Below are 26570 nucleotides of genomic sequence, written 5' to 3' on the forward strand. Positions count from 1 at the left end.
GGGGGTTTTCACGTCTGCTCGCCGAGGGAAATCAGGTGTACTCGACAAAGGTGGCCATGCCGGCCTCGAGGTGATACGTGTTGTGGCAGTGGGTGATCCAGCGCCCGGGGTTGTCGGTGTCGAAGTCGATCTCGACGGTCCGCAGCGGCGCCACCAGCACGGTGTCCTTCCTGGCCAGCGGAGCCGACGATCCGATCACCTGAAATGTGTGCCCGTGCAGGTGCATGGGGTGAAACATCTTCGACTCGTTGACGTAGCGGATACGCACGCGCTGGTTGGGCTTCACCGGATAGCCGTCGTTGGGCGGGTCGTACTGCTTGCCGTTGATCGTCCAGTTGTAGCCGTTCACCGGCCCCGCCAGGCGCATGTCGATAATCTGGTCGGGGGCGGCGCCGGGCAGGTTCAGCTCGGGTGGGGCGGCCAGCGTCGCGGTGTCCAGCGGGGCCTGCGTCCGCAGCGTCGCGACATAGTCGCCCGCGTTGCCCGTTGCGGATTTGTTGTCGACGCGCATGTTGAGCTGGGCGTAGCCGTCCTTGCGGTAGGCGGCCGCGAGCACCGGCGCCGACGCTTGCAGGGCGATGATCGCGTCGACGCGCTCACCCATCCCGAGGATCACCGAATCCGCGTTCACGGGTAGTACCGGAAAACCGTCGGTGGCGATGACGTGCATGCGGTGGTTCGGCACCCCGACCTGAAACGCCGTGTCGGAGCCCGCGTTGATGATACGGAGCCGGATCCGTTGTCCGGCACGGTAATCGACCACCTGCGGATCCGTGGTCACCCGCCCGTTGATGAGGTAGTACGGGTAGGTGACGTCGCCGCCGTCGTCGCCGAGCGGGGTCGACGGCGTGATCCCCGCATCGGGCAGGTCCGGCATGGCCGGCATGCCCGAGGCCCGCAGCTGTGCCAGCACCTGGTCCGGCGTGCGTCCGGTGCCGTCCACCCAATCATCAAGGACCACAACGAGTTCGTCGTCATAGTCGGCGCCGTCGGCGGGATCCTCGATGATCAGCGGACCGTAGAGGCCACGGTCGAGCTGCGTGCCTTCGTGGGAGTGATACCAGTAGCTCCCCGCATCGGGCACGACGAACTCATAGGTGAAGTCCTGGCCGGGCGGCACCGCGGGTTGCGTCAGCACCGGGACGCCGTCCATGGGGTTGGGAATCGCCAGGCCGTGCCAGTGGATGGTGGTGGGCGCGGGCAGCCTGTTGGTCAACTGCGCGCGCAGCCTCTCACCCCTGCGCATGCGGATCTCCGGCCCCGGCAGCCGATCGCCGTACGCCCAGGTGCGTACCGTGACCCCGCCGAGGTCGATGTCGGTCTCCGCGGGCGTCAAGCCGATGTCGAAGCCCGGGGTGGTCGCCGCCTGTTCGGCCGACGCCGGCTCGGCGGCCCGCGACGAGCACGCACCTACGACGCCGGCGGCCACACCCGCGGACAGCACGAGAAACCTGCGCCTGTCGATCACCGCTCCAGCGTGGCACCGGTACCCGACGACCGCTTGCAAAACCGCAAATTTCCGGGCCCGTCAGCCCCTGGTCACCTTCTCCGTCTGCCTGCGCCGGTCCAGCGCGGCGGGATCCGGGTTGGCCACCTGCACCAGCGACGCGCCCACCACGAACGGCGCCAGCAGGTGGTCGATGAGCGCCTCGGCGGTGTCCCAGTCCGCGCTGGACAGCACCCGGTCCCGCGCGGTCAACCCCTGCGTCTCCGCCGACGCTCGCGCGTCGGCGAGCAGGTCGGCGACCGATCGACCGTTCAGCGCCGGCCCGGGGGCGGCCTCGGGCACGATCTGGTCGCCGTGCACCCGCACCGCGGTCGCGTAGTCGGTCACCCCGACGGGAACGTCGTCGGCCGGCTTGCCGAACGGGTCCAGCGACAACACCGCCACTTCGCCGACACCGACAGCGGCGTCCGCGTCGGACAGCCGGTCGGTGGTACACAGCGCGACGTCGGCATCACCCGGCCCGAGCACCACCTCCGCACCGATCCACCAGATCCCGAACAGCACCGCAGCGGTCTGCCAGTGCGCGGGCAACAACACCGCGATCCGGCTGGCCGGTCCGGCCCCCAGCTCGTCGCGCAGCAGGTTGCCGGTCTTGGCAGCCCAGTTCGCCAGTGTGGCCGTTGATAATTCGATGCGCTCACCGGTCGCGTCGTCGTAGTAGGTGATGCGCGGGCCCGCCGGATCGGCCGCCATCAGGGGATCGAGGATCGCCGAACTGACCGTCGGCACGGCTAGTTGACGCACTGCGGGTCATCGGAGCCCGCGGTGATGATCGTGGGTGGTGGCGGGGTGGCGTCGGTCGAGCCCGCCGATCCGACGGCAAGGGTGTCGTAGGTGCTCAGCGTCGGATCGGTGCCGTCCAGGCCGGAGCCGGGCCCGGTGTAGTCGTCGGCAAGCACCACCCGTACGGTGCCCGGCGCGACCGAAGGGTCCTCGACGAGCGGCAGCTCGCCGAGGTCGCGGGAAACCGCTTGGGCGCCAAGGTCGTCGGTGCGTGCGGCCTGCACCTGGCTGCCGCCCGGCGGGGCGCCTTCGTGGTTTCCGGTGAGGCCCCGGGTGAAGCCCTTGTTGGCCAGCACCTGGGAGACCGCCGCGGCCAGGCCGTTGACGTCGGTGGCGTTGATGACGTCGACGGTGGTCTTGTCCGGCGTGTACGCCAGCTCCTCGGTCTTACCTTCGTCCTGATCGGTCAGCAGGCCGGCCACCCACTCCTTGACCGCGGCCGGATCCACCCGCACCACGCTCTGCATGCCGTCGTCGCTCCAGCCGTTCTCCTGCAGCCAGGGGATGGTGGCGAAGGCGACGTTGCCGGCCGCGAGGTTCTGCAGCTGTTCGGCGAATTCCATTACGTCCCAACCGTCGGACAGCACCACCGAGCGTTGTACGGCATCCTCCAACCGGTTCAGTGTCGCCGGGCTGGACAGCGTCTTGCCCGAGATCACCTCGTGGGCAAGGGAAGCCATCACCGCCTGCTGGCGGGTGACCCGGTCCAGGTCGCCACGCGGCAGATCGTGGCGCTGGCGGACGAAGCTCAGCGCCTGTGGGCCGTTGAGCTTCTGCCAGCCCGCGGGAAAGTCTGCCCCCGAGAGGGGTTCGTACACAGCTTCTTTCAGGCACACATCGACACCGCCCAAGGCGTCGGTGATCAACGAGAAGCCGAGCAGTCCGATCTCGGCGTAGTGGTCGACGGTGACACCGGTGAGGTTGGCGACGGTCTTGATCAGCGCCTCACGTCCGGCCTCGGCGGCCAGCGGCTCGGCTTCCGCCGGGTCCATGCCCTTGACTTCGACGAGGTCTTTCATCTTCTCCAGGTGCACCGACCCGTACACGCCGTTGATCTTCATCTTGCCCACGCCGGGCGCCGCCACGTAGGAGTCGCGGGGGATCGAGATCGCCGTCGCGGACTTCCCGTTGTTGGGCACCCGCACCAGGATGATGGTGTCGGTGTTGGTGGCTTCGTCGTCGCCTGCGCGCAGCATGGCCAGTTCTTCCTGCGACAACGGGTTGCCGTGGGCGTCGGTGCGGCTGTCCATGCCGACCAACAGGATGTCGATCGCACCGTCCTCGCCGCCCTCGCCGAGCGCGACCGAGGAGATCTGGTTGATTCCGGCTTCGAACGCGCGGATCTTGCCCCAGGCGGCGCCGGTACCGATCACGACCAACAATGCCGCTGACACGGCGATGACACGAAGCGTGCGCGCGGGCATCAGCCCAGGTTACTGGCGAGACCGCCGCATCGGCGGTAGCGCGCATCGGCGTGCCAGACTCGAGACCGTGGCTGAGCGCAACTGGGACCGAATCGTCATACCCGGGGCCGGCGGCATGGTCGGCCGCGTCTTGGCAGCTCAGGCCCGCCGGGAGGGACGCGAGGTGCTGGCGCTGACGTCGGCGCGGTGCGACATCACCGATCCGGCCGCCGTGACGCGCGTCATCGAACCCGGCGACGTGGTGATCAGCTGCGCCGCCTACACCAAGGTCGACGCCGCCGAGGCCGAACCGGAGCGCGCCCATGCCGTCAACGCCGTAGGCCCGGGCAACCTCGCACGCGCCTGCGCCGCGGCGGGCGCGCGGCTCATCCACATCTCCACCGACTATGTGTTCTCCGGCACACAGCGGCGGCCCTATGAGATCGACGACGAGACCGGTCCGCTGAGCGTGTACGGGCGCACCAAGCTGGCGGGGGAGTCGGCGGTGCTCGAGGCCCTGCCCGGTGCCCACGTGGTCCGCACCGCGTGGGTGTACGAGGGCGGCGACGGAGGCGATTTCGTGGCCGTCATGCGGCGACTGGCCGCAGGCGATCAGCCGGTCGAGGTGGTGGCCGACCAGATCGGTTCCCCCACGTATGTCGCGGACCTGGCCACCGCGTTGTTGGAGGTGGCCGACGGCGACATCGCCGCGCCCGTGCTGCACGCCGCCAACGAGGGCGAGGCCAGCCGCTTCGAACAGGCGCAGGCGGTGTTCGAGGCCGTCGGCGCCGATCCGGCGCGGGTGCGTCCCGTCAGCTCGGAGCGGCACCCGCGCCCGGCGCCCCGCCCGCCGTACTCGGCGCTGTCCGGGCGGCGGTCCGCCGAGGCCGGGCTCACCCCGCTGCGGCCCTGGCGGGACGCGCTGACCTCGGCGCTCGACGCGCACGGTGTGGCGGCCGGATAACCTCTAGACCGTGAGTGACGAACTGGTGGTCGTCACGGTGACGTATTCGCCGGGACCCCATCTCGACCGGTTTCTGGCGTCGCTGTCGCATGCCACCGACCGGCCGGTCACGGTCATCATGGCCGACAACGGCTCCACCGACGGCGCCCCGGAGGAGGCGCTCGAGCGCTACCCCAACGTGCGGTTGCTGCCCACCGGGGCGAACCTGGGCTACGGCACCGCGGTGAACCGTGCCGTCGACGAGTACCTGAAAGAGGGTGCGGCGGCGTCCTATTCGGACTTCTTCGTGGTCGCCAACCCCGACGTGCAGTGGGGTCCACGCAGCATCGACATCCTGCTGGAGGCCGCCGCGCGGTGGCCGCGCGCCGGTGCGCTGGGCCCGCTGATCCGCGACCCCGACGGGTCGGTGTATCCGTCGGCGCGGCACCTGCCCAGCCTGGTGCGCGGCGGCATGCACGCGGTCGTCGGCCCGGTGTGGCGGTCCAATCCGTGGACGGCCGCCTACCGGCAGGAGCGACAAGAGCCCAGCGAACGTCCGGTCGGCTGGCTGTCGGGATCGTGCCTGTTGCTGAGAAGGGCCGCTTTCGACGAGATCTCCGGTTTCGACGAGCGCTATTTCATGTACATGGAGGACGTCGACCTGGGTGATCGCCTCGGAAAGGCCGGCTGGCAGAACGTATACGTGCCCTCCGCGGAGATTTTGCACGATAAGGGCCACGCGGCCGGTCGGGATCCGGCCCGCAACTTGGCTGCCCACCACACCAGCACATACACTTTCCTCGCGGATCGGTATTCGAGGTGGTGGCAGGGGCCGCTGCGATGGACCATCCGGGGGGCGCTCGCGGCGCGAGGCGGGTTGGTGGTACGCAACTCTGCACGCAACCGGCGGAAAGGACGGCCTTAGCGTGAATCCGGCAGAGGTGGACGCCGTCGTCCTGGTCGGCGGGCTCGGTACGCGGCTGCGGCCGTTGACGCTTTCGGCGCCCAAGCCGATGTTGCCCACGGCGGGCCTGCCCTTTCTGACACACCTATTGTCCCGCATCGCCCAAGCCGGCATCGAGCACGTGGTGCTCGGCACCTCCTACAAGGCCGCGGTCTTCGAGTCGGAGTTCGGCGATGGCTCCAAGCTGGGTCTGCAGATCGAGTACGTCGTGGAGGAGCAGCCGATGGGCACCGGCGGCGGCATCGCCAACGTGGCGCCAAGGCTGCGCCACGACACCGCCCTGGTGTTCAACGGCGACGTGCTGTCCGGCGCCGATCTGCGTGCGCTGCTGAACAGCCACGAGGAGAACAACGCCGACGTCACCCTGCACCTGGTGCGGGTGGGCGATCCCCGCGCGTTCGGGTGCGTGCCGACCGACGCCGACGGGCGGGTCACCGCGTTCCTGGAGAAGACGCAGGATCCGCCGACCGACCAGATCAACGCCGGCTGCTATGTGTTCAACCGCGAGGTGATCGAGCGCATCCCCAAGGGGCGGGCGCTTTCGGTGGAGCGCGAGGTGTTTCCCGGGCTGCTGGCCGACGGGCTGCGGATCTGCGGCTACGTCGACAACACCTACTGGCGCGACATGGGCACCCCCGAGGACTTCGTGCGCGGGTCGGCCGACCTGGTGCGCGGTATCGCGCCGTCGCCCGCGCTCGGCGGGCACCGCGGCGAGGAACTCGTGCACGACGGCGCGAGCGTGGCGCCCGGCGCCCTGCTGATCGGCGGCACGGTCGTCGGGCGCGGCGCGGAGATCGCCGGCGGCGCACGGCTGGACGGGGCGGTGATCTTCGACGGCGCGAAGGTCGGCGCCGGTGCGGTGATCGAACGCTCGATCATCGGGTTCGGCGCCCGCATCGGGCCGCGCGCGCTGATCCGCGACGGGGTGATCGGCGACGGCGCCGACATCGGTGCACGCTGCGAGCTGTTGCGCGGTGCGCGGGTCTGGCCGGGGGTCACGATTCCCGACGGCGGCATCCGCTACTCGACCGATGTCTAAAACATGCGATTTCGGTGCGCTAACGCTCGCTGAGCGCTCGTTTGCGCGCCGAAATCACCAATTGGGTGAGCCCGAAGTCGCAGTCGTCGGGCAGGGCGTCCAGTGGCCACCAGCGCAGGGCCAACGACTCGTCGCTGCAGGCGATTTCGGCACCCTCCGGTGCGTGCACGATGAACTGCATGTCGAGGTGGCGCGTCGGCACGCCCAGCGAGCAGGTGACGGGGTGCACATGCAGCGCGGCCAGCACGGGATCGATTCGCAGCCCGTCGATTCCGGACTCCTCGGCGGCCTCGCGCAGCGCGGCGGCGACGATGGTGTCGTCGGTCGGCTCGCAATGCCCGCCCAGCTGCAGCCAGCGCCCGACCCGCGGGTGCAGCGTCAGCAGCGCCTTGCTTCCGGTGTGATCGAGAACCAGCGCCGAACCGGTGACGTGCCCCGGCACGCACTCGCGCAGGCAGCCGTCGGGCCGGGCGGCCAGAAACGCCAGCACCGCGTGGCGCAGCGTGTCCTGCCCGGGGTCGGGGGCCCGCCAACCGCGCAGCGTCTCCACGGCCGAGGCGTGCAGGCTCATTTGCGCACCAACAGTCCGTCGGTGGGGACGGGATCGCGGGGCCCGGACGGCGCCGAGCCTTCTTCGGGATAGCCGATGGCGATGGCGCCCAACGGTTCCCAGTCGCCGGGCAACTTGAGCGCGTCGCGCACCAGGTCGGGCGCGAAGATCGTCGAGCCGATCCAGCAGCTGCCGACGCCGCGCACCGCCAACGCCACCAGCAGTGCCTGTACCGCGGCGCCGGCGGCGACGGTGAACATGGTTTGTTCGGCCGCGGTGCGTTCGGCATCGGGATAGCTGTGCGCGCCGTCGGGAACCATGAACGGGATCACGACATCGGGTGCGTCATAGAGAATCTGGCCGCGGGCGACGCGGCGCTCGACGGCGTCGGCGGAGCGGCCGTCGCCGCGGAGGTCGGCGCGCCACTTGTCTTTCATCCGGTCCAGAAGCGCCACGCGGCGGGCACGGTCCTGCAACCAGACGAACCGCACGGGACGCGTGTGGTGGGGCGCGGGGGCGGTGAGCGCCTCGGCGACGGCGGCCTCGATGAGGTCGCCGGCCACGGGTTCGTCGCCGAACCGGCGTACCGACCTGCGCAGCAGCTGGGCCTGGCTGCGGCCGAGAGCGATCGCCTCCTCCGTGCCCAGCCAGAACAGGTCGTCCTCCCCCGGGCGCAGCAGGATCCGCGCGGTGGATCCGTCGTCGCGCAGCGACAGGCCGCGCACCACCGCGACCGGGATGTCGGTGAGCTTGCCCTTCACCAGATCGGCTGCGGCGGCGATCTCGTCGGCGACGGCGATCTCGGTGACGATCAACTCGTTGCCGTGCCGGTCGCGCGCACCGGCATAGCCGTGCAGCACGGTGAGCCCCGCGGCGCCGATCGCGGCGTCGATCTGACCCTTGCGCCACGCGCGGCCCATGGTGTCGGTGATCACGACCCCGACGGTGACGCCGAGCCGGTCGCGCAGCCCGTCGCGCAACGCGGCCGCGCTGCCGTCGGGGTCGACCGGCAGCAGCGCCAACTCCGTCGCTGCGACGTTGGAGCCGTCCACCCCCGCCGCCGCCTGGATCAGCCCCAGCGCGTTCTCGGTGATCATGGTGCGGCCCTTGCGGGCCAGTACCCGAACAGCTTCCGCATCGACGAGCTTGCGCCGCAACGCATCTCGTTCGTCCGGGTCAGACGGTGCGGCGACGACACGGCCCTCACACTTGGACACCACCTTGCTGGTGACCACGAGGATGTCGTTGTCGCGCAACCACGGCGCCGCGGCGGCGATCGCCGCGGCCAGGTCGTCGCCCGCCCGGAACTGCGGCAGCCCGGGCACGGGTAGGAGCTCGACGGCGGCCGCGGAGCCGTGCTCGGTCACGGTTTCACGCCCGCCAGATCCAAGCCGGCACGCACCATTTCGGCCGTCGCCGCAGGATCCTTCATCAGCAGGGGCACCGCGCGCACCTCGACGCCGTCGATCTCGGCGTGATCTCCCTCGTGCACCAGCCAGCCGTCGAGTATGCCGACCTTCGAACGTGCACCGAAATACTGGCCGATCGCTTCGGAGGTACTCTGCACCCCGATCACCGACAGGCATTCATCGGCCATGCCGCGCAACGGTTTTCCGCCGATAACGGGGGAGTAGCCGATGACCCGCGCCGGCGTCGCGCGCAACGCGGCGCGGACCCCCGGCACGGCGAGGATCGCGCCGATGCTGACCACCGGGTTCGACGGTGCCAGCAGCACGACGTCGGCCGTCTCGATCGCTTCGGTGACTCCGGGCCCCGCGGTCGCTTGGTCGGCGCCGACGAACGCGAAGCTGTGGGTCTGCACCTTCGCGCGGTAGCGCACCCACCACTCCTGGAAGTGGATCGCGCGCTTCTCGCCGTCGCTGGGATCGGTGATGACGACGTGGGTTTCGCTGCGGTCGTCGGTGACCGGCAGTAGCCGGGCACCCGGTGACCACCGCCGGCACAGCGCCTCGGTGACCTGCGACAGCGGGTAGCCCGCCCGCAGCATCTGGCTGCGCACCAGATGGGTGGCCAGGTCGCGGTCGCCCAGCCCGAACCAGTCCGGCTGCACGCCGTAGGCCGCGAGTTCCTCCTTGGCATTCCAGGTTTCGTCGCGGTGGCCCCAGCCCCGGTCGGGGTCGATACCGCCGCCCAGGGTGTACATGCAGGTGTCGAGGTCCGGGCAGATGCGCACGCCGAACATCCAGGCGTCGTCTCCGACGTTGACGATCGCGGTCAACTCGTCGGCGGTGTTGTCGCCGAATTGGCCAAGCCCGAGAAGATGCTGTACACCCAACAGGAACCGCGCTCCGCCGACGCCGCCGACCAGAACCGTGACCTTCACATCGACCGAGCGTAGGCCGTCGCGGTCGGCCGGGCGCGCGCAGGCGCACCGGTGTGACAGACACGCCGATCGACGACTCGCCGATATTCGGTCACGGAATGGTATGAATTTCTGTTCTAACGCTTGACCGCAGCATCTAACGCGTGTGTAATCACACCAGTGTCATTTCGCGGTTGGCCTGCCGGTTCCGGTGTCGCAGACCGAGATTCGATCACATGTTCGAATGGGATGGCCAACATCTCAACAGCGGGGGTTCTTTCAGGGGATTTTCGAGACCAGGTGAGGAGGCGGGAAGATGTCTTTTGAGCAAGGCGATTTCGATCGAGTGGTTCCGTTCGACGGCCGGCTGTTCGGCTCAGTAGGCAGCGCGCCGCACACCACTACCGGACCGGCACCGATTGAGACGCCGTCGCGTCCTCAGTTGAGCCTGGTGCCCGATCCAGTTGATGTTGTGCCGCCGTTGACTCCTGAGGACGACCTTTGGCAGGAGCGCGCCCTGTGCGCTCAAACCGATCCCGAGGCGTTCTTCCCGGAGAAGGGCGGCTCGACCCGGGAGGCCAAGCGGATCTGCCAGGGCTGCGAGGTCAAGGACGCATGCCTCGAGTACGCGCTGGCCAACGACGAACGCTTCGGCATCTGGGGCGGCTTGTCGGAGCGCGAGCGCCGCCGCCTCAAGCGCGGGATCATCTGACCGCGCGCGTTATCCGTCGTCGATCGTCGGGTCGATGACAGAAGGTTCGACCCCCAAATAGGTGGCCACCTGAGCCACCAGGATCTCATGGAGTAAATCACCGAGTTCGACGGTGTCTTTGGCGCGTCGCTCGATCGGCTTGCGAAACAGCACAATTCGCGCCCGGGTCGTATTGCCCCGCACATCGACACCCGCCGGGATCAGCCGGGCCAGCGCGATCGGCCCGTCGGCGACCACTTCGGGCGGCCACTGCATGGTGTCGGGATCCTTCAGTGAGATCCGCGGTATCTCGTCGACGGCCACGTCGAGGGCGGACAGCCGGTCATTCCAGCGCCGCTCGATCGGTTCGTAGGCCTCCAGCACCGCCATGTCGAATCGCTCGGCGCGACTGCGCCAGCCGGGAACGGTGGGAGGAAGCAGCGGCCCGCGCATCTCTCGGCCGCGGCGTGAACGCCGATATGCCCGTTCGGCCACGGACACGATCGTAACGGTTGGGGATCGGCCGTCCGGGAACTGCGCGTGTCCAGCACCCCGCCGGGTGCGTCCGCGATAGCCTTCCGTGCGTGAACGTTCCCCGTCGCTGCTGCCGGCCCGGGTGCCCTCACTATGCGGTCGCGACGCTGACCTTCGTCTACTCGGACTCGACGGCCGTGGTAGGCCCGCTGGCGACCGCACCCGAGCCCCACTCGTGGGACCTGTGCGTCGTGCACGCCGGGCGCATCACCGCGCCGCGTGGCTGGGAGCTGGTTCGCCACGCCGGGCCGCTGCCGTCGCACCCGGACGAAGACGATCTGGTCGCGCTGGCCGAGGCGGTGCGGGAGGGACGAGACGTCGCACCGCCCGTCAACGGCGTCGCGGCCAGCTTCATCGACCCGGCCCCTGGCGCGCCCGGAGGCACGCTGGTCGCCCCGCCGCCGAAGCGACCGGGATCCACCGGACGCCGCCGGGGTCACCTGCGGGTGCTGCCCGACCCCAGCGACTAGTCAGGGATCGGCCACCGCCAGAGTCGAGCCAGCCGCGGAGTAGCGGCCGTGCGGGCGCCGCCCGACGGCTAGGCTGGCGCCAGTAGTCCACGTCACAAGGAGTTCGTACTTGATGCGCTCTTCGGGCAAGCGCTCGCAGTCTCGGCCCGCCGCGGCGGTTCAGCGCGTCATCAAGGCTTACGACGTGCGCGGCCTGGTCGGCGAGGAACTCGACGACGACTTCGTCGCCGACGTGGGCGGCGCGTTCGCGCGGCTGGTCCGTGACGGTGCGTCCCAAATCGTGATCGGCCACGACATGCGGGAGAGCTCGCCTTCGCTGGCCGCCGCGTTCGCCGACGGGGTGATGGCGCAGGGCCTCGATGTCGTGCGCATCGGGCTGGCGTCCACCGATCAGCTCTATTTCGCCTCCGGCCTGCTGGATTGCCCAGGGGCCATGTTCACCGCCAGCCACAACCCGGCCGCCTACAACGGGATCAAGCTGTGCCGGGCCGGGGCCAAACCCGTCGGCAGGGACACCGGGTTGTCGATCATCAGCGATGAGGTCATCGCGGGGGTGCCCGGCTACGACGGCGCGCGAGGGACGAGCTCCGACCGCGACGTGCTCGACGAGTACGGCGAGTTCCTGCGCTCGCTGGTGAACCTCAGCGACCTGCGCCCGTTGCGGGTCGCGGTGGACGCCGGTAACGGGATGGCGGGGCACACCACGCCCGCGGTGCTCGGGCCGATGTCGGCGATCACGGTGGAGCCGTTGTACTTCGAGCTCGACGGCACCTTCCCCAACCACGAGGCCAACCCGCTGGATCCGGCCAACCTGCGAGACCTGCAGGCGCACGTGGTCAAGACCGGCGCCGACATCGGGCTGGCCTTCGACGGCGACGCCGACCGGTGTTTCGTCGTCGACGAACTGGGCCAACCGGTCTCGCCGTCGGCGGTGACCGCGCTGGTCGCCGCGCGCGAGCTGGGCCGGGAGATCGGTGCGACGGTGATCCACAACCTGATCACCTCGCGGGCGGTGCCCGAGCTGGTCACCGAGCGTGGCGGCACGCCGGTGCGCTCGCGCGTCGGGCACTCCTACATCAAGGCGCTGATGGCCGACACCGGCGCCATCTTCGGCGGCGAGCACTCCGCGCACTACTACTTCCGCGACTTCTGGGGCGCCGACTCCGGCATGCTGGCCGCGCTGCACGTGTTGGCGGCGCTCGGCGAACAGCATCGGCCGCTGTCGGACCTGATGTCCGACTATCAGCGCTATGAGGCCTCCGGCGAGATCAACTTCACGGTCACCGACGCCGAGGCGTGTGTGGACGAGGTGCTCAAGGCGTTCGGGCCGCGCATCCAATCGATCGACCACCTCGACGGGGTGACCGTCGACCTGGGCGACGGCAACTGGTTCAACCTGCGCATGTCCAACACCGAGCCGTTGCTGAGGCTCAACGTCGAGGCCCGCACACCCGAGGAGATCGACACCATCGTCGGACAGGTCTCCGGAACGGTCGATGCGCACATGTCCGAAGGCTCGGGGGCCGTGCCGTGAACGCGACGCGCGCGACCGTCGACCTCGACGACGCGGACGGGCTGCTGGCCGCCGACCGCGACGGTTTGCTGCGCGGGGCGTCGATGGCCGGCGCGCAGGTGCGCGCCACCGCCGCCGCACTGGCCGAGGGCGAACTCGACGCGCTCCGCACGGACCACCCGCCCCGGACGCTGATCTGGCTGGCCGATCGAGGCAACGCCCACACGGCCGGGTCGCTGCTGGCCGCCGCGGTCGGCGCCTCGGTGGGAACGCCGATCGTCGTCGCCGCGGAGGCGCCGCCGTGGATCGGCGCCTTGGATGTGCTGGTCGTCGCGGGCGACGATCCCGGCGACCCGGTGCTGGTGTCGGCGGCCGCCACCGCGCTGCACCGTGGTGCGCGGGTGATTGTGGTCGCACCCTACGAAGGCCCGCTCCGTGACGTGGCCGCAGGACGCGCGGTCGCGCTGGCACCGCGGGTGTGGGTGCCCGACGAATTCAGCCTGACGCGGTATCTGGCGGCCGGGCTCGCGATCCTCGACGTCGTCCAGCCCGGTATGCGGGTGAACCTGGACGCGTTGGCGGACGAACTGGACGCCGAGGCGTTCCGCAACAGCGCCGTCCACGAACCGTTCACCAACCCCGCCAAGACGCTGGCCGAACGCATGTCGGGCCGCGAGGTGGTGCTGGCCGGCGACAACCCGGCCACGCTGGCGCTGGCGCGGCACGGCGCCTCGAGCATGCTGCGCGTCGCGCACCGGGTGGTCGCCGCGGTCGGGCTCGCGGACGCGCTCACGGCCTTGCGCTCGGGGCTCGGCGCGCCGCCGGGGGCCGACCGGTTGTTCCACGACGAGCAGATCGACGGTCCGCTGCCCGATCAGGTGCGCACGTTCGTGCTGACCACCGACGCCGAGCGGCCGGTGGTCCTCGCGCGGGTGAGCGGGCTCGACGACGTCGATGTGCTCAACGCCGAGGATGTACCGGCCGGCGAGAGCGCCCCGACACGTGATGACGGACGCCCTGAACGGCAACTCGCGATGCTGGCCGTGCGGCTGGAGATGACGGCCGTCTATCTGAAACTGGTTCGAGGTTAAGCAAGTGCACTTGCTACGTGGCGCGGTGCGGACCTATGCGTGGGGTTCGCGGACCGCGATTGCCGAATTCACCGGAAGACCAAGCCCCACAATGCATCCCGAAGCGGAGTTGTGGTTCGGCGCGCACCCGGGCGATCCGGCGTGGCTGCAGACCGACGACGGGGAGCAGTCGATGCTGGATATGCTGCGCGAAGACCCGGAGGGGCAACTGGGCGCCGCGGTGTGCAGCCGGTTCGGCAACGCCCTGCCGTTCCTGGTCAAGGTGCTCGCCGCCGACGAGCCGCTGTCGCTGCAGGCGCATCCGAGCGCCGAGCAGGCGGTCGAGGGGTTCAACCGCGAGGAGCGGGCGGGCATACCCATCTCGGCCCCCAACCGCAACTACCGCGACCCCAGCCACAAACCCGAGATCCTCGTCGCCTTGGGGCAATTCGAAGCCCTGGCCGGGTTCCGCCCGGGCGAGCGCACCGTCGAGTTGATGCGGGCGCTGGGCGTCAGCGACCTGGACCCGTTCATCAACCTGCTCGACGCGCAGTCCGATGCCGACGGGCTGCGCGCGTTGTTCACCACCTGGATCACCGCGCCGCAGCCCGACATCGACGTCCTGGTGCCCGCGGTGCTCGAGGGCGCGATCAACTACGTGCGTTCTGGTAAGCGCAAGTTCGCCGCCGAGGCCAAGACCGTGCTCGAGCTCGGCGAGCGGTATCCCGCCGATGCGGGAGTGCTGGCCTCGCTGTTGTTGAACCGGATCAGCCTGGCGCCCGGCGAGGCCATCTATCTGCCCGCGGGCAACCTGCACGCCTATCTGGAGGGTGTGGGTGTCGAGGTGATGGCCAACTCCGACAACGTGCTGCGCGGCGGGCTCACCCCCAAGCACGTCGACGTGCCCGAGCTGTTGCGGGTGCTCGACTTCACTCCGGCGGCCGACATGGTCATTCGACCCGAAATCGCGGCGGACGGAACGGAATTGGTGTACGACACGCCTGCACCGGAGTTCGCCGTCTCGGTGCTGAGCATCGACGGGGACCAACTCGGTCACGAGATCGACGCGCCGACCCGCCATGACGGCCCGCAGATCCTGCTGTGCACCCAGGGCGAGACGGTGGTGCACGCCAAGTCGAGCAAGGTGACGCTACAGCGCGGTTCGGCGGCGTGGGTGTCGGCCGACGACGGGCCGATCCGGTTGGTCGCCTCGGAGCCGACGAAGCTGTTCCGGTCGACGGTGGGAATCTGACGCGATAGCGATCAGTGCGCGTCTTTGCGGCCGAACGGCAGCACGTGCATGATCCCGACCACCACGGTGCCGACGACGAGGCCGATCACCGCCGACACCCCGGTGTTGACCAGCCAGCCCAACACCGCCCCGACGCCTTGGACCGCGTGATGGACGAATTCCTCGGCGTGGTGCACCAGCCCGTTCGGGGCGTGCCAACCGACCTCGTCGCTGCCGACCAGAAGGATGTGCCCGCCCACCCACAACATCGCCACAGTGCCGATCACCGACAGCGCGGTGAGCAGTCTGGGCATCCCGATCACCAGGCCCCGGCCGACTTTCTGCGCGAACGCCGACGACCGCTGGGCCAGGTTCAGCCCGATGTCGTCCATCTTCACGATCGCCGCGACGACGCCGTACACCGCCGCGGTGATGACGAAGGCGACCACCACCAGGATGATCAGCCGCGACCAGAACCGTTCGCCGGCAACCTCGTTCAGCGCGATCACCATGATCTCGGCCGACAGGATGAGGTCAGTGCGGATCGCGCCCGCGGTCAACTGCTTCTCGGCGTCCGGGCCGACCGCCGACGTCGGCGCGGCATGGGACTGGTGGCCCAGCATCTTGCCCCAGACCTTCTCGGCACCCTCATAGCAGAGGAAGGTCGCGCCGATCATCAGCAGCGGCGTCAGCAGCCACGGCAGGAACTCGCTGAGCACCAGCGCCGCCGGCAGGATGAACAACAGCTTGTTGCGCAGCGAGCCGAGCGCGATCCGTTTGATCATCGGCAACTCGCGCTCGGCGGCGATGCCGTGCACGTACTGCGGTGTCACCGCTGTGTCGTCGACCACCACGCCGGCGGCCTTGGCCGTCGCGCGCCCCGCAGCGGCGCCGACGTCGTCGACCGACGCGGCCGCCATCCGGGCCAGCACCGCGACGTCGTCGAGCAGTCCGAACAGGCCGGCGCTCATCCTGGTTCCCTCATCGTCTCGAAGGCTACCGGGCTTCTGGCCGCACGGCGCTCGGCCAGCCACAGCCGCATGTTGTGTTTGATCGTCCGGCCGACGAGGCGGGGCGGCGGCACCATGTAGAGGCTGTCGAGCAGGCTGAACCGACGCAGAAACCATTCGGCCAGAACGGGATCCGTCTCCGCTGCGCCGAGGAACTGGTCGAACAACGCGCCCACCGGCTTGTACCACCACGGTGTCGGGCCTTTGGCCCGGTGCATGGTCAGATCGCCGATGGCGTTCATCGTCCACACCGGAAACGTCGTCTTGGCCGTGGCGCGGATGCATTCCCGGGCCACGTCGGCGCCCGGCGTCTCCAGCGCCCGCCGCAGATGACCGGCCTGAAGCGACGTCATCGACATGCCCTGACCGAAGGTCGGGTTGAAGCTCACGACGGCGTCGCCGAACGGCAGGATGCCGCGGGGCAGGCGGTCGAGCTTGTCGTAGCGGCGCCACCGACTGGCCGGGTACTTGTGGTGGGCCACTTCGTCGAGCGGGGTGCCCTGACGCAGCGCGGACGCCACATGCGGGGGCAGGATCTCCCCGGCCAGCGCACACATCTGCGCGTAGGTCTGCGGGGGCTGCGCCTTTCCGACACCGAACGTGGTGATGTTCCAGACGCCGTCCTCGTAGAACAGCATGCCGATGCCCAGGGGCTGCGCGTGTGACGCTCCTGCCACCACGACCTTCTCGCTGAGCAGGCCGTCGGGTACGCGCACCCGCTGGCTGGTGTAGGCGATGCCGACGAACACGACGTCCTCGCGGGGACGCTGGTACCCCCACTTCTGCAGCCACGCCGGCAGCCGGGTACCCCGGCCCGTCGCGTCGACCACCAGGTCGGCGGGCAGCACGGCGCCGGATTCCAGCTGCACTCCGGTGACCCGCTCGCGGGTGGTCTCGAATCGGGGCTCGGTGACCGCGGCCTCGATGATGTCGACGTTGTCGAGCGCCAGCACCCGCTTGCGGAGCTGCCATTCCAGGTGCGGCCGGCTGGGCACGTACGCGGTGAACTCGCTCTGCAGCCGATGCGCGGTGCCGAGCACGTGGCCCGCGGCGCCGAAGTGGATGCAGTCGGGCCGGTTTTCCAGGATCGGCACACCGTCGGCGACCATGTCCTCGAGCAGCCCGGGAAAGTGCGTCTCGAACTCCTGGGCGCCACGGGCCATCAGCATGTGCACGTGCCTGCCCTGCGGAACGGCCGCCCGGTTGACCGGGCCGTCGGGCAGCTCGTCGCGCTCGCACAGCGTCACCCGGGCATAGAAGTCCGAAAGCACCCGCGCGGCACACAGGCCGCCGATGCTGGCCCCGATGACCACTGCGTGTTCGGCAGTCTCGCCCATTGGCGAAAGGCTACTCGCTACATTGCGGTCAGCGGATCAGGAAGGAATGCCCATGACGCGGCGGACGAAGTCGGTCGAGCAGTCCATCGCCGACACCGACGAGCCCGGAACGCGGCTCCGTAAGGACCTCAACTGGTGGGACCTGACGGTTTTCGGCGTCTCGGTGGTGATCGGCGCCGGCATCTTCACGATCACCGCGTCGACGGCGGGAAACCTGACGGGTCCGGCGATTTCGGTGTCGTTCGTGATCGCGGCGATCACCTGCGGTCTGGCCGCGCTGTGCTACGCCGAGTTCGCGTCGACGGTACCGGTGGCGGGCAGCGCGTACACGTTCTCCTATGCGACGTTCGGTGAGTTCGTCGCGTGGATCATCGGCTGGGATCTGATCCTCGAGTTCGCGGTGGCCGCGGCGGTGGTCGCCAAGGGCTGGTCGAGCTATCTCGGCACGGTGTTCGGGTTCGGCGGCGGGAACGTGAATGTCTTTGGCCTGCAACTGGATTGGGGCGCCCTGCTGATCATCGCGTTCGTCACGGCCATTCTGGTGTACGGCACCAAGCTCTCGGCGGGGGTGAGCCTGGCGATCACCGTGATCAAGGTCGGGGTGGTGCTGCTGGTGGTGGCCGTCGGCGCGTTCTACATCAAGGTGGAGAACTATTCGCCGTTCCTGCCGCCCGCGGAACCCGGCCACGGCGGCACCGGCGCCGAGCAGTCGCTGTTCTCGCTGCTGACCGGCGCGGAGGGCAGCAGCTACGGCTGGTACGGCCTGCTGGCCGGCGCGTCGATCGTGTTCTTCGCGTTCATCGGGTTCGACATCATCGCGACCACCGCCGAGGAGACCAAGTATCCGCAGCGCGACGTGTCCCGCGGCATCCTGGCGTCGCTGGCGATCGTCACCGTGCTCTACGTCGCGGTCTCGGTCGTGTTGACCGGCATGGTGCATTACACCGAGCTGCGCGCGGCGGGGGAGGACGCCAACCTGGCCACCGCGTTCGCCGCCAACGGGGTGGACTGGGCGGCCAACGTGATCTCCATCGGGGCGCTGGCCGGCCTGACCACCGTGGTGATCGTGTTGGTGCTGGGGCAGACCCGGGTGCTCTTCGCGATGTCGCGCGACGGGCTGCTGCCACGCTCGCTGGCCAGGACCGGCGCCAGGGGCACGCCGGTGCGCATCACGCTGATCGTCGGCGCGGCGGTGGCGGTGACGGCGTCGGCGTTCCCGATGGGCAAGCTCGAGGAGATGGTCAACATCGGCACGCTGTTCGCGTTCGTGCTGGTCTCGGCGGGGGTGATCGTGCTGCGTCGCACCCGCCCGGACCTGGAACGGGGTTTCCGCGCGCCGGGGGTGCCGTTGCTGCCGATCGCGTCGATCGTGGCGTGCGTGTGGCTGATGCTCAACCTCACCGCGGTGACCTGGATCCGGTTCGTGGTCTGGATGGCCGTCGGGGTGGTGGTCTACCTCCTCTACGGCCGGCGCCACTCGGTGCTGGGCCGCCGCGAGTCCGCCGGCATCCGCTAGTCAGCGGCGTGTTGCCACTAACTGGTTGATCGCCCTCACCTGATGCGCGGGATCAACCAGCTAAGGCATGCCACCCCCGCGGGACTTTACAAATGAGCCTAGATGTCTAGACAGCCGACAAATCAGCTTCTATAGTCAAGCGCAGTGACGTGACGCACTCACTTCAGGAGGACGCAGTGACCACGCAGATGTCTTATCCCCAGAACGTCGAGGAATGGCGGGACAAGAAGCGCTACCTGTGGCTGATCGGTCTGATCCCGCCCACCGCGCTGTTCGTGATGCTGCCGCTGGTGTGGGCGCTCAACGACTGGGGCTGGCACGCCGCGGCGCAGGTGCCGTTCTGGATCGGCCCGATCCTGCTGTACCTCCTGCTGCCGATCCTGGACCTCAAGTTCGGGCCGGACGGCCAGAACCCGCCCGATGAGGTGATGGAGCGACTGGAGAACGACAAGTACTACCGCTACTGCGTCTACGCCTACGTCCCGTTCCAGTACGCCAGCGTCATCGTCGGCGCCTACCTGTTCACCGCATCCGACCTGAGCTGGCTCGGGTTCGACGGTGGCCTGCCCTGGCAGGCGAAGATCGGTCTGGCGCTGTCGGTGGGTGTGCTGGGCGGTGTCGGTATCAACGCCGCGCACGAACTCGGCCACAAGAAGGACGCGCTGGAACGCTGGCTGTCCAAGATCACGCTGGCGCAGACCTGCTACGGCCACTTCTACATCGAGCACAACCGCGGCCACCACGTCCGCGTCGCCACCCCGGAGGACCCGGCGTCGGCGCGTTTCGGTGAGACGTTCTGGGAGTTCCTGCCGCGCAGCGTGTTCGGCGCGGTGAAGTCGGCGTGGCAGTTGGAAGCCAAACGGCTGCAGCGGGCCGGCAAGCCGGTGTGGCACTGGTCCAACGACGTACTGAACGCGTGGGCGATGTCGGTGGTGCTCTACGGCGCGCTGATCGCGGTGTTCGGCTGGGGACTGATCCCGTACATCGTGATCTCGGCGGTGTTCGGCTTCACGCTGCTGGAGACGGTGAACTACCTGGAGCACTACGGCCTGCTGCGGCAGAAGACCGAGAGCGGGCGCTACCAGCGCTGCACCCCGGAGCACAGCTGGAACTCCGACCACATCGTCACCAACCTGTTCCTGTACCACCTGCAGCGGCACAGCGATCACCACGCCAACCCGACCCGGCGCTACCAGACACTGCGCAGCATGGACGGGGCGCCGAACCTGCCCAGCGGCTATGCGTCGATGATCGCGCTGACGTACTTCCCGCCGCTGTGGCGCAAGGTGATGGACCACCGGGTGCTCGCCCACTACGACGGCGACATCACCCGGGTCAACATCCACCCGCGAGTGCGGCAGAAGGTGATGGCGAAGTATGGAGTCGCCGCATGAGCGCCTACCGGTGCCCGGGGTGTGACTACGTCTACGACGAGGCCAAAGGCGAACCCCGCGAAGGGTTTCCGGCAGGCACACCGTTCTCCGACGTCCCCGACGACTGGTGCTGCCCGGACTGCGCGGTGCGCGAGAAGGTCGACTTCGAACCCGTCGGTTGACCGGGCGCAGAGCCGACACCGAGAAAGGACCCCAGATGACCGACTACAAGCTGTTCGTCTGCGCGCAATGCGGATTCGAATACGACGAGGCCAAGGGCTGGCCCGAGGACGGCATCGCCCCGGGCACCCGCTGGGACGACATCCCCGACGACTGGAGTTGCCCGGACTGCGGCGCGGCCAAGTCCGACTTCGAGATGGTGGAAGTCTCACGTTCGTGATTGCCGCCCGGACGGGCGTGGCGGCGTCGAAAACCGCGACCGGGACCAGCGAGGCGACGGACCGGATAGTGTCGCGCGTGTGAGTCCACCGCGCACGAGGCGAGCCGCGCAGCGCGTCCCGTACGCCGAGGCGTCGCGGGTGCTGCTGCGCGACTCGATTCTGGACGGCATGCGCGACCTGCTGCTCACCCGCGACTGGTCGGCGATCACGCTGTCGGACGTCGCCAGTGCCGCCGGGATCAGCCGCCAGACCATCTACAACGAGTTCGGCTCGCGGCAGGGCCTGGCACAGGCGTACGCGCTGCGGCTGGCCGACCGGCTCGTCGACCAGATCGACGACGCGATCGAGGGCCACGTCGGCGACGTCTACTCCGCCTTCCTTCAGGGGTTCCGCGACTTCTTCACCGAGTCGGCCGCCGACCCGCTGGTGATGTCGCTGCTGACCGGCGCCATCAAACCGGATCTGCTGCAGCTCATCACCACCGACAGCGGGCCGATCATCAGCCACTGTTCGCACCGGTTGACCGCGACGTTCATGCACAGCTGGGTGACGTGCAGCGAGGATGATGCCGGCATCCTCGCGCGGGCGATCGTGCGGTTGGCGATGAGCTACATCTCGATGCCGCCGGAGGCAGATCACGACGTCGCAGCCGACTTGGCTAGGCTGCTTACACCTGCCGCTGAACGCTACGGTGTGATCGCAACCGAATAGCATCGACGCTGGCCGGGCAGACTAACGTATAAGCAGGCTAGATAACTGCGTGCCCCAGGAAGAGAGCTCCATGACGACGACTGAACAGCGGCTGACCCCGGATGTCCGCAACGGCATCGAATACAAGGTGGCCGATCTGTCCCTTGCTGAATTCGGTCGCAAGGAGATCCGGCTTGCCGAGAAGGAGATGCCGGGCCTGATGGCGCTGCGCCAGGAGTACCACGACGTGCAGCCACTCAAGGGCGCCCGCATCTCGGGTTCGCTGCACATGACGGTGCAGACCGCGGTGCTCATCGAGACGTTGACGGCGCTGGGCGCCGAAGTGCGCTGGGCGTCGTGCAACATCTTCTCCACCCAGGACCATGCGGCCGCGGCCGTCGTCGTCGGCCCGCACGGCACCCCCGAGAAGCCCGAGGGCACCCCGGTGTTCGCGTGGAAGGGCGAGACGCTCGAGGAGTACTGGTGGGCCGCCGAGCAGATGCTGACCTGGCCGGGCGAGCCGGCGAACATGATCCTCGACGACGGCGGCGACGCCACGATGATGGTGCTGCGCGGCGCGCAGTACGAGAAGGCCGGCGTGGTCCCGCCCGCCGAGGACGACGATCCCGCGGAGTGGAAGGTCTTCCTCTCCGTGCTGCGGGAGCGCTTCGAGACCGCGAAGGACAAGTGGACCAAGATCGCCGAGTCGGTCAAGGGCGTCACCGAGGAGACGACGACCGGCGTGCTGCGGCTGTACCAGTTCGAGGCGGCCGGTGAGTTGCCGTTCCCGGCGATCAACGTCAACGACTCGGTCACCAAGTCCAAGTTCGACAACAAGTACGGCACCCGGCACTCGCTGATCGACGGCATCAACCGCGGCACCGACGTGCTGATCGGCGGCAAGAAGGTGCTGATCTGCGGCTACGGCGACGTCGGCAAGGGCTGCGCGGAGTCGCTGGCGGGCCAGGGCGCGCGGGTGGCGGTCACCGAGATCGACCCGATCAACGCGCTGCAGGCGCTGATGGACGGCTTCGACGTGCGCACGGTGGAGCAGGCGATCGGCGAGGCCGACATCGTCATCACCGCCACCGGCAACAAGGACATCATCACGCTCGAGCACATGCGCGCGATGAAGGACCAGGCGATCCTGGGCAACATCGGCCACTTCGACAACGAGATCGACATGGCCGCGCTGGAGCGTTCGGGCGCCAAGAAGATCAACATCAAGCCGCAGGTCGACCAGTGGGTGTTCGACGACGGCAAGTCGATCATCGTGCTGTCGGAGGGCCGGCTGCTCAACCTCGGCAACGCGACCGGGCACCCGTCGTTCGTGATGAGCAACAGCTTCTCCAACCAGGTGATCGCCCAGATCGAGCTGTGGACCAAGAACGACGAGTACGACAACGCGGTGTACCGGCTGGCCAAGCATCTCGACGAGAAGGTCGCACGCATTCACGTTGAGGCGCTTGGTGGTTCGCTGACCAAGCTCACCAAGGAGCAGGCCGAGTACATCAACGTCGACGTCGAGGGCCCCTACAAGCCCGAGCACTACCGGTACTGATCTGCCCCCTCTACCGCCGAGAAGACGCGAAAACCCCTTACTTCACTGGTTTTGGGGGGTTTTCACGACTGCTCGCGGGAAGGGGCGGCCCGCCAGTCCGCCGGCCGCGGGTCAGGGGAAGCGGTTGAAGCAGGCGTCCTTGTCGTCGCCGAGCACCCCGGTCCGAAACGCGTCGATGCGGGCGAACCCCGCCGTCGCTGCCTGACCGTTGACGTCGCTGGCCGCCAGGCCGTTGGTGAGCAGGCCCGCGACCGCTTCGTCGAGATCGCCCGCGGTCAGCGCGACGGTGTTGCCGTCCGGTGTGTTCACTTGGCGGACAAGCTTTCTGGTGGCCACACCGGTCAGGCACGCCGTGCGCAAACCCGCTTCGGGGGTGTCGAGGGGGAGACCCACCGCGTTCTGCATCGCCAACATGTAGCGCGAGATCAACACGGAGTAGGCGGTGTTGTCGCCCACCAATCCCGTCGGGCCGGTACGGGCGGCGCCGAGCTTCTTCAGCCCGGCGAGGTCGACCGCGATGGTGTTGGTGTCCGGGCAGAACGAGACGGGCGGGGTGGGGCCGGGCGTCGGGGCACCTGGCCGCCGCGGCGGCATCGAGGGTAAGTCGCGGTGGCACGGCGGGCTGGAACAAGATGTTCATCGCGGCGATCACGGACCTCACCGACTCTCGCCATACCGGCCAGTTCCCAGTCTCGTTGCGCTGCAGGGCAACCGGCAGATCACCGCGTCGCTCGATGATCTCCTCCTGGTCGATGTCCTTACATGTCGCCGGTCCGTCGGCGAACCCGAACTGGAAAGCCGAGATTCGTTCGAACGCCGATCCGTGTTCGCCGCCGCGAGACACCACCGTGTTGCCTCTCAGCAGCGGGTCCCGAAACGAGATCCCGCTGGCCAGTAAGGCGTTGAGACCGTCACCGGTGGACAGGGTGAAGCGGCGTGAATCCCCCGCGGCGATCCAGCGCATGTAGGCCCCGGCCAAACAGTCGGCCTGTTGCTCGGCCACGAAGGTCGGTGTGTTCGCGGGATTCAGCTCAGCTTGATACTGCACCGAATGGCCGTACTCGTGCGCCAGCACCATCGCGACCGCCATCTCACCGTAGGACTGCTTCAGCGACGGCAGCAGCACGCCGCGGTCCCAGCCGATCGAACTGTCCAGCGGGCAGAACGCGGCATTCACCAGTCCGGAGGTCGACTGGCCGCAGAACGACCGGGCGCCGCAACGGTGGTCGGCGTCCTAGGACACCAGCCGGCGCACCGGCGTGAACGACATTCCGAAGGCGTCGTCGAACACGTCCGTCCAGTAGTCCTCGACATCGCTGACCGACTGGACCGCCAGCACATCGATGCGGCCGCCGTCGGAGTCGGCCACGGTCCGCGACGGCCTCGGCGCCCCCGCCTTCAACCCCGAGGGACCGTCCGTGACTCGCATACCGGCCACCTCGAACGGGTCGGTGAGCTCGGTGGTCGCCGGACCGCACGCCGAGCCCAGCAGCAACGCCGTCGCGGAGAGCAGTACGGCGATGAGTCGAGGCGCGCGCCCGTGTCGTACTTCGGAATTATCGCCGCGGCGGCAGGGCCGCGCCGGGGAATCGGCGGTTATCTCGACGACGGCGTGCTTGACTACCCGCGTAACGGAATTGGCGTACTAGAGCGAGGAGCGGCTATGGACTGGGGTGCGTCGTGGGACTTCCTATGGCATTTTTTCGTGATCTTCGCGTGGATCGCGTATTTGATTGTGCTCTTCCAAATCCTGGTGGACCTGTTTTGGCGTGACCACCAGACCTCGGGCTGGATCAAGGCGATCTGGGTGCTTTTCCTGATCCTCTTCCCCTGGTTGACGGCGCTGGTCTACCTGATCGCACGCGGCAGGGGCATGGCGGCACGCGCACGCGAAGCCGCGGCCCACGCGAAGAAGGAGACGGACGAATACATCCGTGAGGTGGCCGGCCGTTCCCCGGCGCAGGAAATCGCCGATGCCAAGGCCCTTTTGGACTCGGGGGCGATCACGCAGGCCGAGTTCGAAGCGCTGAAGGCCAAATCGCTCAGTCGATAGGCGCAATGCACAGCGCTTCGGCCCGGCCAGACGCGCTGCGCCGCAGACAGTTCCGAATTCCGGTGTGACCGGCAGGGGCGTTTTACCGCCGACAGAGTCAGGTGAACACAATGCGTTACCGGCCTTTCGGAGAGCGCAAGGAGCGTGATGAGCGATTACGGACACGACCTGCTTTTCGGCACCTTCGTCACGCCGGTCAACGATCCCGCCGGCCAGGCCGTCGAGCAGGCCGTCGTGGCCGAGCGCGCGGGCCTTGATCTGGTGACCTTCCAGGATCACCCCTACGTCGCGAAGTTCCACGACGCCTGGACCTTGATGTCCTACGCCGCGGGCCGCACTGAGCGCGTACGGCTCGCCCTCAACGTCACGAACCTGCCGTTGCGCCCGCCGGCCGTACTCGCCCGTGCCGTCGCCTCGCTGGATCTGCTCAGCGGCGGCCGCGTCGAACTCGGCATCGGTGCGGGGGCGTTCTGGGACGGCGTCGTCGCCATGGGCGGTCCCCGCCGCACGCCTGCGGAATCGGTCCGGGCGCTCGAGGAAGCCATCGCGGTCATCCGCGGCATCTGGGACGTCGACACCAAGCGCCCGCTGGTCGTCGCGGGCGAGCACTACCGCGTCGAGGGCGCCAAGCGCGGACCTGCCCCCGCGCACGACGTCGGTATTTGGGTGGGTGCGTACAAGCCGCGGATGCTGCGCCTGATCGGGCGCGGCGCCGACGGTTGGGTGCCCTCGGTCCAGTACCTGGCGGGCGGCGTCGCCGTCCTGCGCGAGATGAACGAGCACATCGACGCCGCCGCCGCGGAGGCCGGCCGCCGGCCCGACGCGATCCGCCGCCTGCTCAACATCGGCGGAAGCTTCACCGCGACCGGATCCGGATTCCTGCACGGACCGCCGCAGCAGTGGGCCGAAGAGCTCGCCGACGTCGCGCTCACCTACGGCACCAGCGGCTTCATCCTCGCCTCCGACGACACCGCCACCACCGAACGTTTCGCCGCCGAAGTGGCGCCGGCAGTGCGGGCCCTGGTCAGCGTCGCGCGCGGGTAAGAGCCGCGTCAGGCCCGAACCACCGCCCCCCGGGGAGATGCCCGCGGCCGCGTACACCGCGTCCTCGTCGAGTGTCTCGTGCACAAGCAGTTCCGCGACGATGTTGTCGAGCCGATCCCTATTGTTACGCAACAACTCTCGCGCTTCGGCGCAGCAGCCGTCGATGAGCCGGCGGACTTCCTGGTCGACCGCGCCCAGCATCGAGTCCGAGATCCCGGCCATGCGCGGGTCGGCCTCTTTCGGCAACACCGACACCGGTCCGATCCGTTCCGACATGCCCCACCGCCCGACCATGCCGCGCGCGACGTTGGTCGCGGTCTCCAGGTCGCTTTCGGAGCCGGTGGTCACCACGCCGTACACCTCCTCGGCCGCCATCCCGCCCAGCGCCCCGATGATGCGTCCGCGCAGGTACTCGGCGGTGTACCCGTAACGGTCCTCGTCGGGGGTGGACAAGGTGACGCCGAGGGCGTGCCCGCGCGGGATGATCGACACTTTGCGCACCGGGTCCGCGCCCGGTTGCAGCATGACGCGCGTGCCGCCAAGGCATTTCACAGCAAACCCGCA

At 68.8% G+C, this 26570-nt stretch carries 25 protein-coding genes and 2 pseudogenes; 16 read left to right on the forward strand and 11 right to left on the reverse strand.

Annotated features, from left to right (window positions below):
• Nucleotides 1-31: 31 nt before the first annotated feature.
• From MELE44368_RS14505 to MELE44368_RS14515, 3 genes are read right to left on the reverse strand one after another with little or no spacing between them, the layout of a single operon-like run.
• A complete protein-coding gene (locus MELE44368_RS14505) occupies nt 32-1468 on the reverse strand; it encodes a multicopper oxidase family protein (protein ID WP_128109131.1) in 1437 nt (478 codons plus the stop codon).
• Nucleotides 1469-1528: 60 nt separating this feature from the next.
• The gene (locus tag MELE44368_RS14510; RefSeq protein ID WP_128109190.1) at nt 1529-2236 is read right to left on the reverse strand and encodes a TIGR03089 family protein; all 708 of its coding nucleotides are present in this window, start codon (nt 2234-2236) and stop codon (nt 1529-1531) included.
• A gap of 2 nt (nt 2237-2238) precedes the next feature.
• Nucleotides 2239-3714 carry an LCP family protein gene (locus MELE44368_RS14515; RefSeq protein ID WP_128109132.1) on the reverse strand — a complete coding sequence of 492 codons (1476 nt, stop codon included), beginning with the start codon at nt 3712-3714 and terminating at the stop codon, nt 2239-2241.
• Between the two features lie 67 nt (nt 3715-3781).
• Here MELE44368_RS14515 and rfbD point away from each other — a divergent pair, with 67 nt between their 5' ends.
• The 3 genes from rfbD to manB are packed head-to-tail and all read left to right on the forward strand — an operon-like array spanning nt 3782 to nt 6639.
• Nucleotides 3782-4657: a dTDP-4-dehydrorhamnose reductase gene (gene rfbD, locus MELE44368_RS14520; RefSeq protein ID WP_264030628.1), complete on the forward strand. Its 876-nt coding sequence runs from the start codon at nt 3782-3784 to the stop codon at nt 4655-4657.
• Between the two features lie 10 nt (nt 4658-4667).
• Nucleotides 4668-5561, forward strand: a complete 894-nt coding sequence (locus tag MELE44368_RS14525; RefSeq protein WP_128109134.1) for a glycosyltransferase family 2 protein — start codon at nt 4668-4670, stop codon at nt 5559-5561.
• Between the two features lies 1 nt (nt 5562).
• Nucleotides 5563-6639, forward strand: a complete 1077-nt coding sequence (gene manB, locus MELE44368_RS14530; RefSeq protein WP_206613769.1) for a mannose-1-phosphate guanylyltransferase ManB — start codon at nt 5563-5565, stop codon at nt 6637-6639.
• Nucleotides 6640-6658: 19 nt separating this feature from the next.
• Here the strand turns inward: manB and MELE44368_RS14535 are convergent, their stop codons facing one another.
• The 3 genes from MELE44368_RS14535 to cofD are packed head-to-tail and all read right to left on the reverse strand — an operon-like array spanning nt 6659 to nt 9533.
• Entirely contained in the window at nt 6659-7210 is a 552-nt protein-coding gene (locus MELE44368_RS14535; protein WP_128109135.1) for an NUDIX domain-containing protein, read from the reverse strand.
• Nucleotides 7207-8556 (reverse strand): coenzyme F420-0:L-glutamate ligase, encoded by a 1350-nt coding sequence (locus MELE44368_RS14540; RefSeq protein WP_128109136.1) that lies wholly within the window; start codon nt 8554-8556, stop codon nt 7207-7209. The genes MELE44368_RS14535 and MELE44368_RS14540 overlap by 4 nt, the downstream gene beginning before the upstream one ends.
• A complete protein-coding gene (gene cofD, locus MELE44368_RS14545) occupies nt 8553-9533 on the reverse strand; it encodes a 2-phospho-L-lactate transferase (RefSeq protein WP_128109137.1) in 981 nt (326 codons plus the stop codon). Before cofD ends, MELE44368_RS14540 begins: the two co-directional genes overlap by 4 nt.
• 295 nt (nt 9534-9828) lie before the next feature.
• Here cofD and MELE44368_RS14550 point away from each other — a divergent pair, with 295 nt between their 5' ends.
• Complete coding sequence (locus tag MELE44368_RS14550) at nt 9829-10224, forward strand: WhiB family transcriptional regulator (RefSeq protein WP_128109138.1); 396 nt, start codon at nt 9829-9831, stop codon at nt 10222-10224.
• A gap of 9 nt (nt 10225-10233) precedes the next feature.
• On the opposite strand, the gene MELE44368_RS14555 is transcribed toward MELE44368_RS14550, so the two are convergent.
• Nucleotides 10234-10656: a metallopeptidase family protein gene (locus MELE44368_RS14555; RefSeq protein ID WP_128109192.1), complete on the reverse strand. Its 423-nt coding sequence runs from the start codon at nt 10654-10656 to the stop codon at nt 10234-10236.
• A 131-nt stretch (nt 10657-10787) separates the two neighbouring features.
• Between MELE44368_RS14555 and MELE44368_RS14560 the strand changes: the two genes are divergently transcribed.
• From MELE44368_RS14560 to manA, 4 genes are all read left to right on the forward strand, one after another.
• Entirely contained in the window at nt 10788-11207 is a 420-nt protein-coding gene (locus MELE44368_RS14560) for a DUF3499 domain-containing protein (protein WP_128109139.1), read from the forward strand.
• Nucleotides 11208-11319: 112 nt separating this feature from the next.
• On the forward strand, nt 11320-12741 hold the full coding sequence (locus MELE44368_RS14565; protein WP_128109140.1) for a phosphomannomutase/phosphoglucomutase: 1422 nt from the start codon (nt 11320-11322) through the stop codon (nt 12739-12741).
• Nucleotides 12738-13811 carry a TobH protein gene (locus MELE44368_RS14570; protein WP_128109141.1) on the forward strand — a complete coding sequence of 358 codons (1074 nt, stop codon included), beginning with the start codon at nt 12738-12740 and terminating at the stop codon, nt 13809-13811. Before MELE44368_RS14565 ends, MELE44368_RS14570 begins: the two co-directional genes overlap by 4 nt.
• Nucleotides 13812-13815: 4 nt before the next feature.
• Entirely contained in the window at nt 13816-15042 is a 1227-nt protein-coding gene (manA, locus tag MELE44368_RS14575; RefSeq protein ID WP_128109142.1) for a mannose-6-phosphate isomerase, class I, read from the forward strand.
• Nucleotides 15043-15053: 11 nt separating this feature from the next.
• On the opposite strand, the gene MELE44368_RS14580 is transcribed toward manA, so the two are convergent.
• Nucleotides 15054-15992: a DUF808 domain-containing protein gene (locus tag MELE44368_RS14580; RefSeq protein WP_128109143.1), complete on the reverse strand. Its 939-nt coding sequence runs from the start codon at nt 15990-15992 to the stop codon at nt 15054-15056.
• On the reverse strand, nt 15989-17368 hold the full coding sequence (locus tag MELE44368_RS14585) for an FAD-dependent oxidoreductase (protein WP_128109144.1): 1380 nt from the start codon (nt 17366-17368) through the stop codon (nt 15989-15991). The genes MELE44368_RS14580 and MELE44368_RS14585 overlap by 4 nt, the downstream gene beginning before the upstream one ends.
• A gap of 52 nt (nt 17369-17420) precedes the next feature.
• Between MELE44368_RS14585 and MELE44368_RS14590 the strand changes: the two genes are divergently transcribed.
• From MELE44368_RS14590 to ahcY, 6 genes are all read left to right on the forward strand, one after another.
• Complete coding sequence (locus tag MELE44368_RS14590) at nt 17421-18884, forward strand: amino acid permease (protein ID WP_128109145.1); 1464 nt, start codon at nt 17421-17423, stop codon at nt 18882-18884.
• 188 nt (nt 18885-19072) lie between these two features.
• Nucleotides 19073-20278, forward strand: coding sequence for an alkane 1-monooxygenase (locus MELE44368_RS14595; RefSeq protein WP_128109193.1), 1206 nt, complete (start codon nt 19073-19075; stop codon nt 20276-20278).
• Nucleotides 20275-20439: a rubredoxin gene (locus tag MELE44368_RS14600; protein WP_128109146.1), complete on the forward strand. Its 165-nt coding sequence runs from the start codon at nt 20275-20277 to the stop codon at nt 20437-20439. Before MELE44368_RS14595 ends, MELE44368_RS14600 begins: the two co-directional genes overlap by 4 nt.
• Nucleotides 20440-20474: 35 nt before the next feature.
• Nucleotides 20475-20657 (forward strand): rubredoxin, encoded by a 183-nt coding sequence (locus tag MELE44368_RS14605; RefSeq protein WP_128109147.1) that lies wholly within the window; start codon nt 20475-20477, stop codon nt 20655-20657.
• A gap of 79 nt (nt 20658-20736) precedes the next feature.
• Nucleotides 20737-21369 (forward strand): TetR family transcriptional regulator AlkX, encoded by a 633-nt coding sequence (alkX, locus tag MELE44368_RS14610; RefSeq protein WP_128109148.1) that lies wholly within the window; start codon nt 20737-20739, stop codon nt 21367-21369.
• A gap of 70 nt (nt 21370-21439) precedes the next feature.
• On the forward strand, nt 21440-22909 hold the full coding sequence (ahcY, locus tag MELE44368_RS14615; protein ID WP_128109149.1) for an adenosylhomocysteinase: 1470 nt from the start codon (nt 21440-21442) through the stop codon (nt 22907-22909).
• A 111-nt stretch (nt 22910-23020) separates the two neighbouring features.
• Here the strand turns inward: ahcY and MELE44368_RS27510 are convergent.
• Nucleotides 23021-24431: pseudogene (locus tag MELE44368_RS27510) on the reverse strand (neutral zinc metallopeptidase).
• A gap of 141 nt (nt 24432-24572) precedes the next feature.
• On the opposite strand from MELE44368_RS27510, the gene MELE44368_RS14625 reads away from it, so the two are divergent.
• Both MELE44368_RS14625 and MELE44368_RS14630 read left to right on the forward strand, forming a co-directional pair.
• The gene (locus tag MELE44368_RS14625; protein ID WP_128109194.1) at nt 24573-24962 is read left to right on the forward strand and encodes an SHOCT domain-containing protein; all 390 of its coding nucleotides are present in this window, start codon (nt 24573-24575) and stop codon (nt 24960-24962) included.
• Nucleotides 24963-25109: 147 nt separating this feature from the next.
• The gene (locus tag MELE44368_RS14630) at nt 25110-26006 is read left to right on the forward strand and encodes an LLM class flavin-dependent oxidoreductase (RefSeq protein WP_128109150.1); all 897 of its coding nucleotides are present in this window, start codon (nt 25110-25112) and stop codon (nt 26004-26006) included.
• Nucleotides 26007-26120: 114 nt separating this feature from the next.
• Here MELE44368_RS14630 and MELE44368_RS14635 read toward each other — a convergent pair.
• Nucleotides 26121-26531 (reverse strand): annotated as a pseudogene (locus MELE44368_RS14635) (ATP-dependent zinc metalloprotease FtsH); the annotation flags it as partial.
• Nucleotides 26532-26570: the final 39 nt, after the last annotated feature.

This window comes from Mycolicibacterium elephantis DSM 44368 (assembly GCF_004014805.1).
Lineage (GTDB): Bacteria > Actinomycetota > Actinomycetes > Mycobacteriales > Mycobacteriaceae > Mycobacterium > Mycobacterium elephantis.

What these genes read in the sequence shown, in the direction of transcription:
- MELE44368_RS14600 (WP_128109146.1), top strand. Translation starts at nt 20,275, where the DNA reads ATGAGCGCCTACCGGTGCCCGGGGTGTGACTACGTCTACGACGAGGCC.
- MELE44368_RS14515 (WP_128109132.1), bottom strand. Translation starts at nt 3,714, where the DNA reads ATGCCCGCGCGCACGCTTCGTGTCATCGCCGTGTCAGCGGCATTGTTG.
- MELE44368_RS14535 (WP_128109135.1), bottom strand. Translation starts at nt 7,210, where the DNA reads ATGAGCCTGCACGCCTCGGCCGTGGAGACGCTGCGCGGTTGGCGGGCC.
- ahcY (WP_128109149.1), top strand. Translation starts at nt 21,440, where the DNA reads ATGACGACGACTGAACAGCGGCTGACCCCGGATGTCCGCAACGGCATC.
- MELE44368_RS14595 (WP_128109193.1), top strand. Translation starts at nt 19,073, where the DNA reads ATGTCTTATCCCCAGAACGTCGAGGAATGGCGGGACAAGAAGCGCTAC.
- MELE44368_RS14590 (WP_128109145.1), top strand. Translation starts at nt 17,421, where the DNA reads ATGACGCGGCGGACGAAGTCGGTCGAGCAGTCCATCGCCGACACCGAC.
- MELE44368_RS14585 (WP_128109144.1), bottom strand. Translation starts at nt 17,368, where the DNA reads ATGGGCGAGACTGCCGAACACGCAGTGGTCATCGGGGCCAGCATCGGC.
- MELE44368_RS14605 (WP_128109147.1), top strand. Translation starts at nt 20,475, where the DNA reads ATGACCGACTACAAGCTGTTCGTCTGCGCGCAATGCGGATTCGAATAC.
- MELE44368_RS14550 (WP_128109138.1), top strand. Translation starts at nt 9,829, where the DNA reads ATGTCTTTTGAGCAAGGCGATTTCGATCGAGTGGTTCCGTTCGACGGC.
- MELE44368_RS14555 (WP_128109192.1), bottom strand. Translation starts at nt 10,656, where the DNA reads ATGCGCGGGCCGCTGCTTCCTCCCACCGTTCCCGGCTGGCGCAGTCGC.
- MELE44368_RS14565 (WP_128109140.1), top strand. Translation starts at nt 11,320, where the DNA reads ATGCGCTCTTCGGGCAAGCGCTCGCAGTCTCGGCCCGCCGCGGCGGTT.
- MELE44368_RS14580 (WP_128109143.1), bottom strand. Translation starts at nt 15,992, where the DNA reads ATGAGCGCCGGCCTGTTCGGACTGCTCGACGACGTCGCGGTGCTGGCC.
- MELE44368_RS14625 (WP_128109194.1), top strand. Translation starts at nt 24,573, where the DNA reads ATGGACTGGGGTGCGTCGTGGGACTTCCTATGGCATTTTTTCGTGATC.
- MELE44368_RS14630 (WP_128109150.1), top strand. Translation starts at nt 25,110, where the DNA reads ATGAGCGATTACGGACACGACCTGCTTTTCGGCACCTTCGTCACGCCG.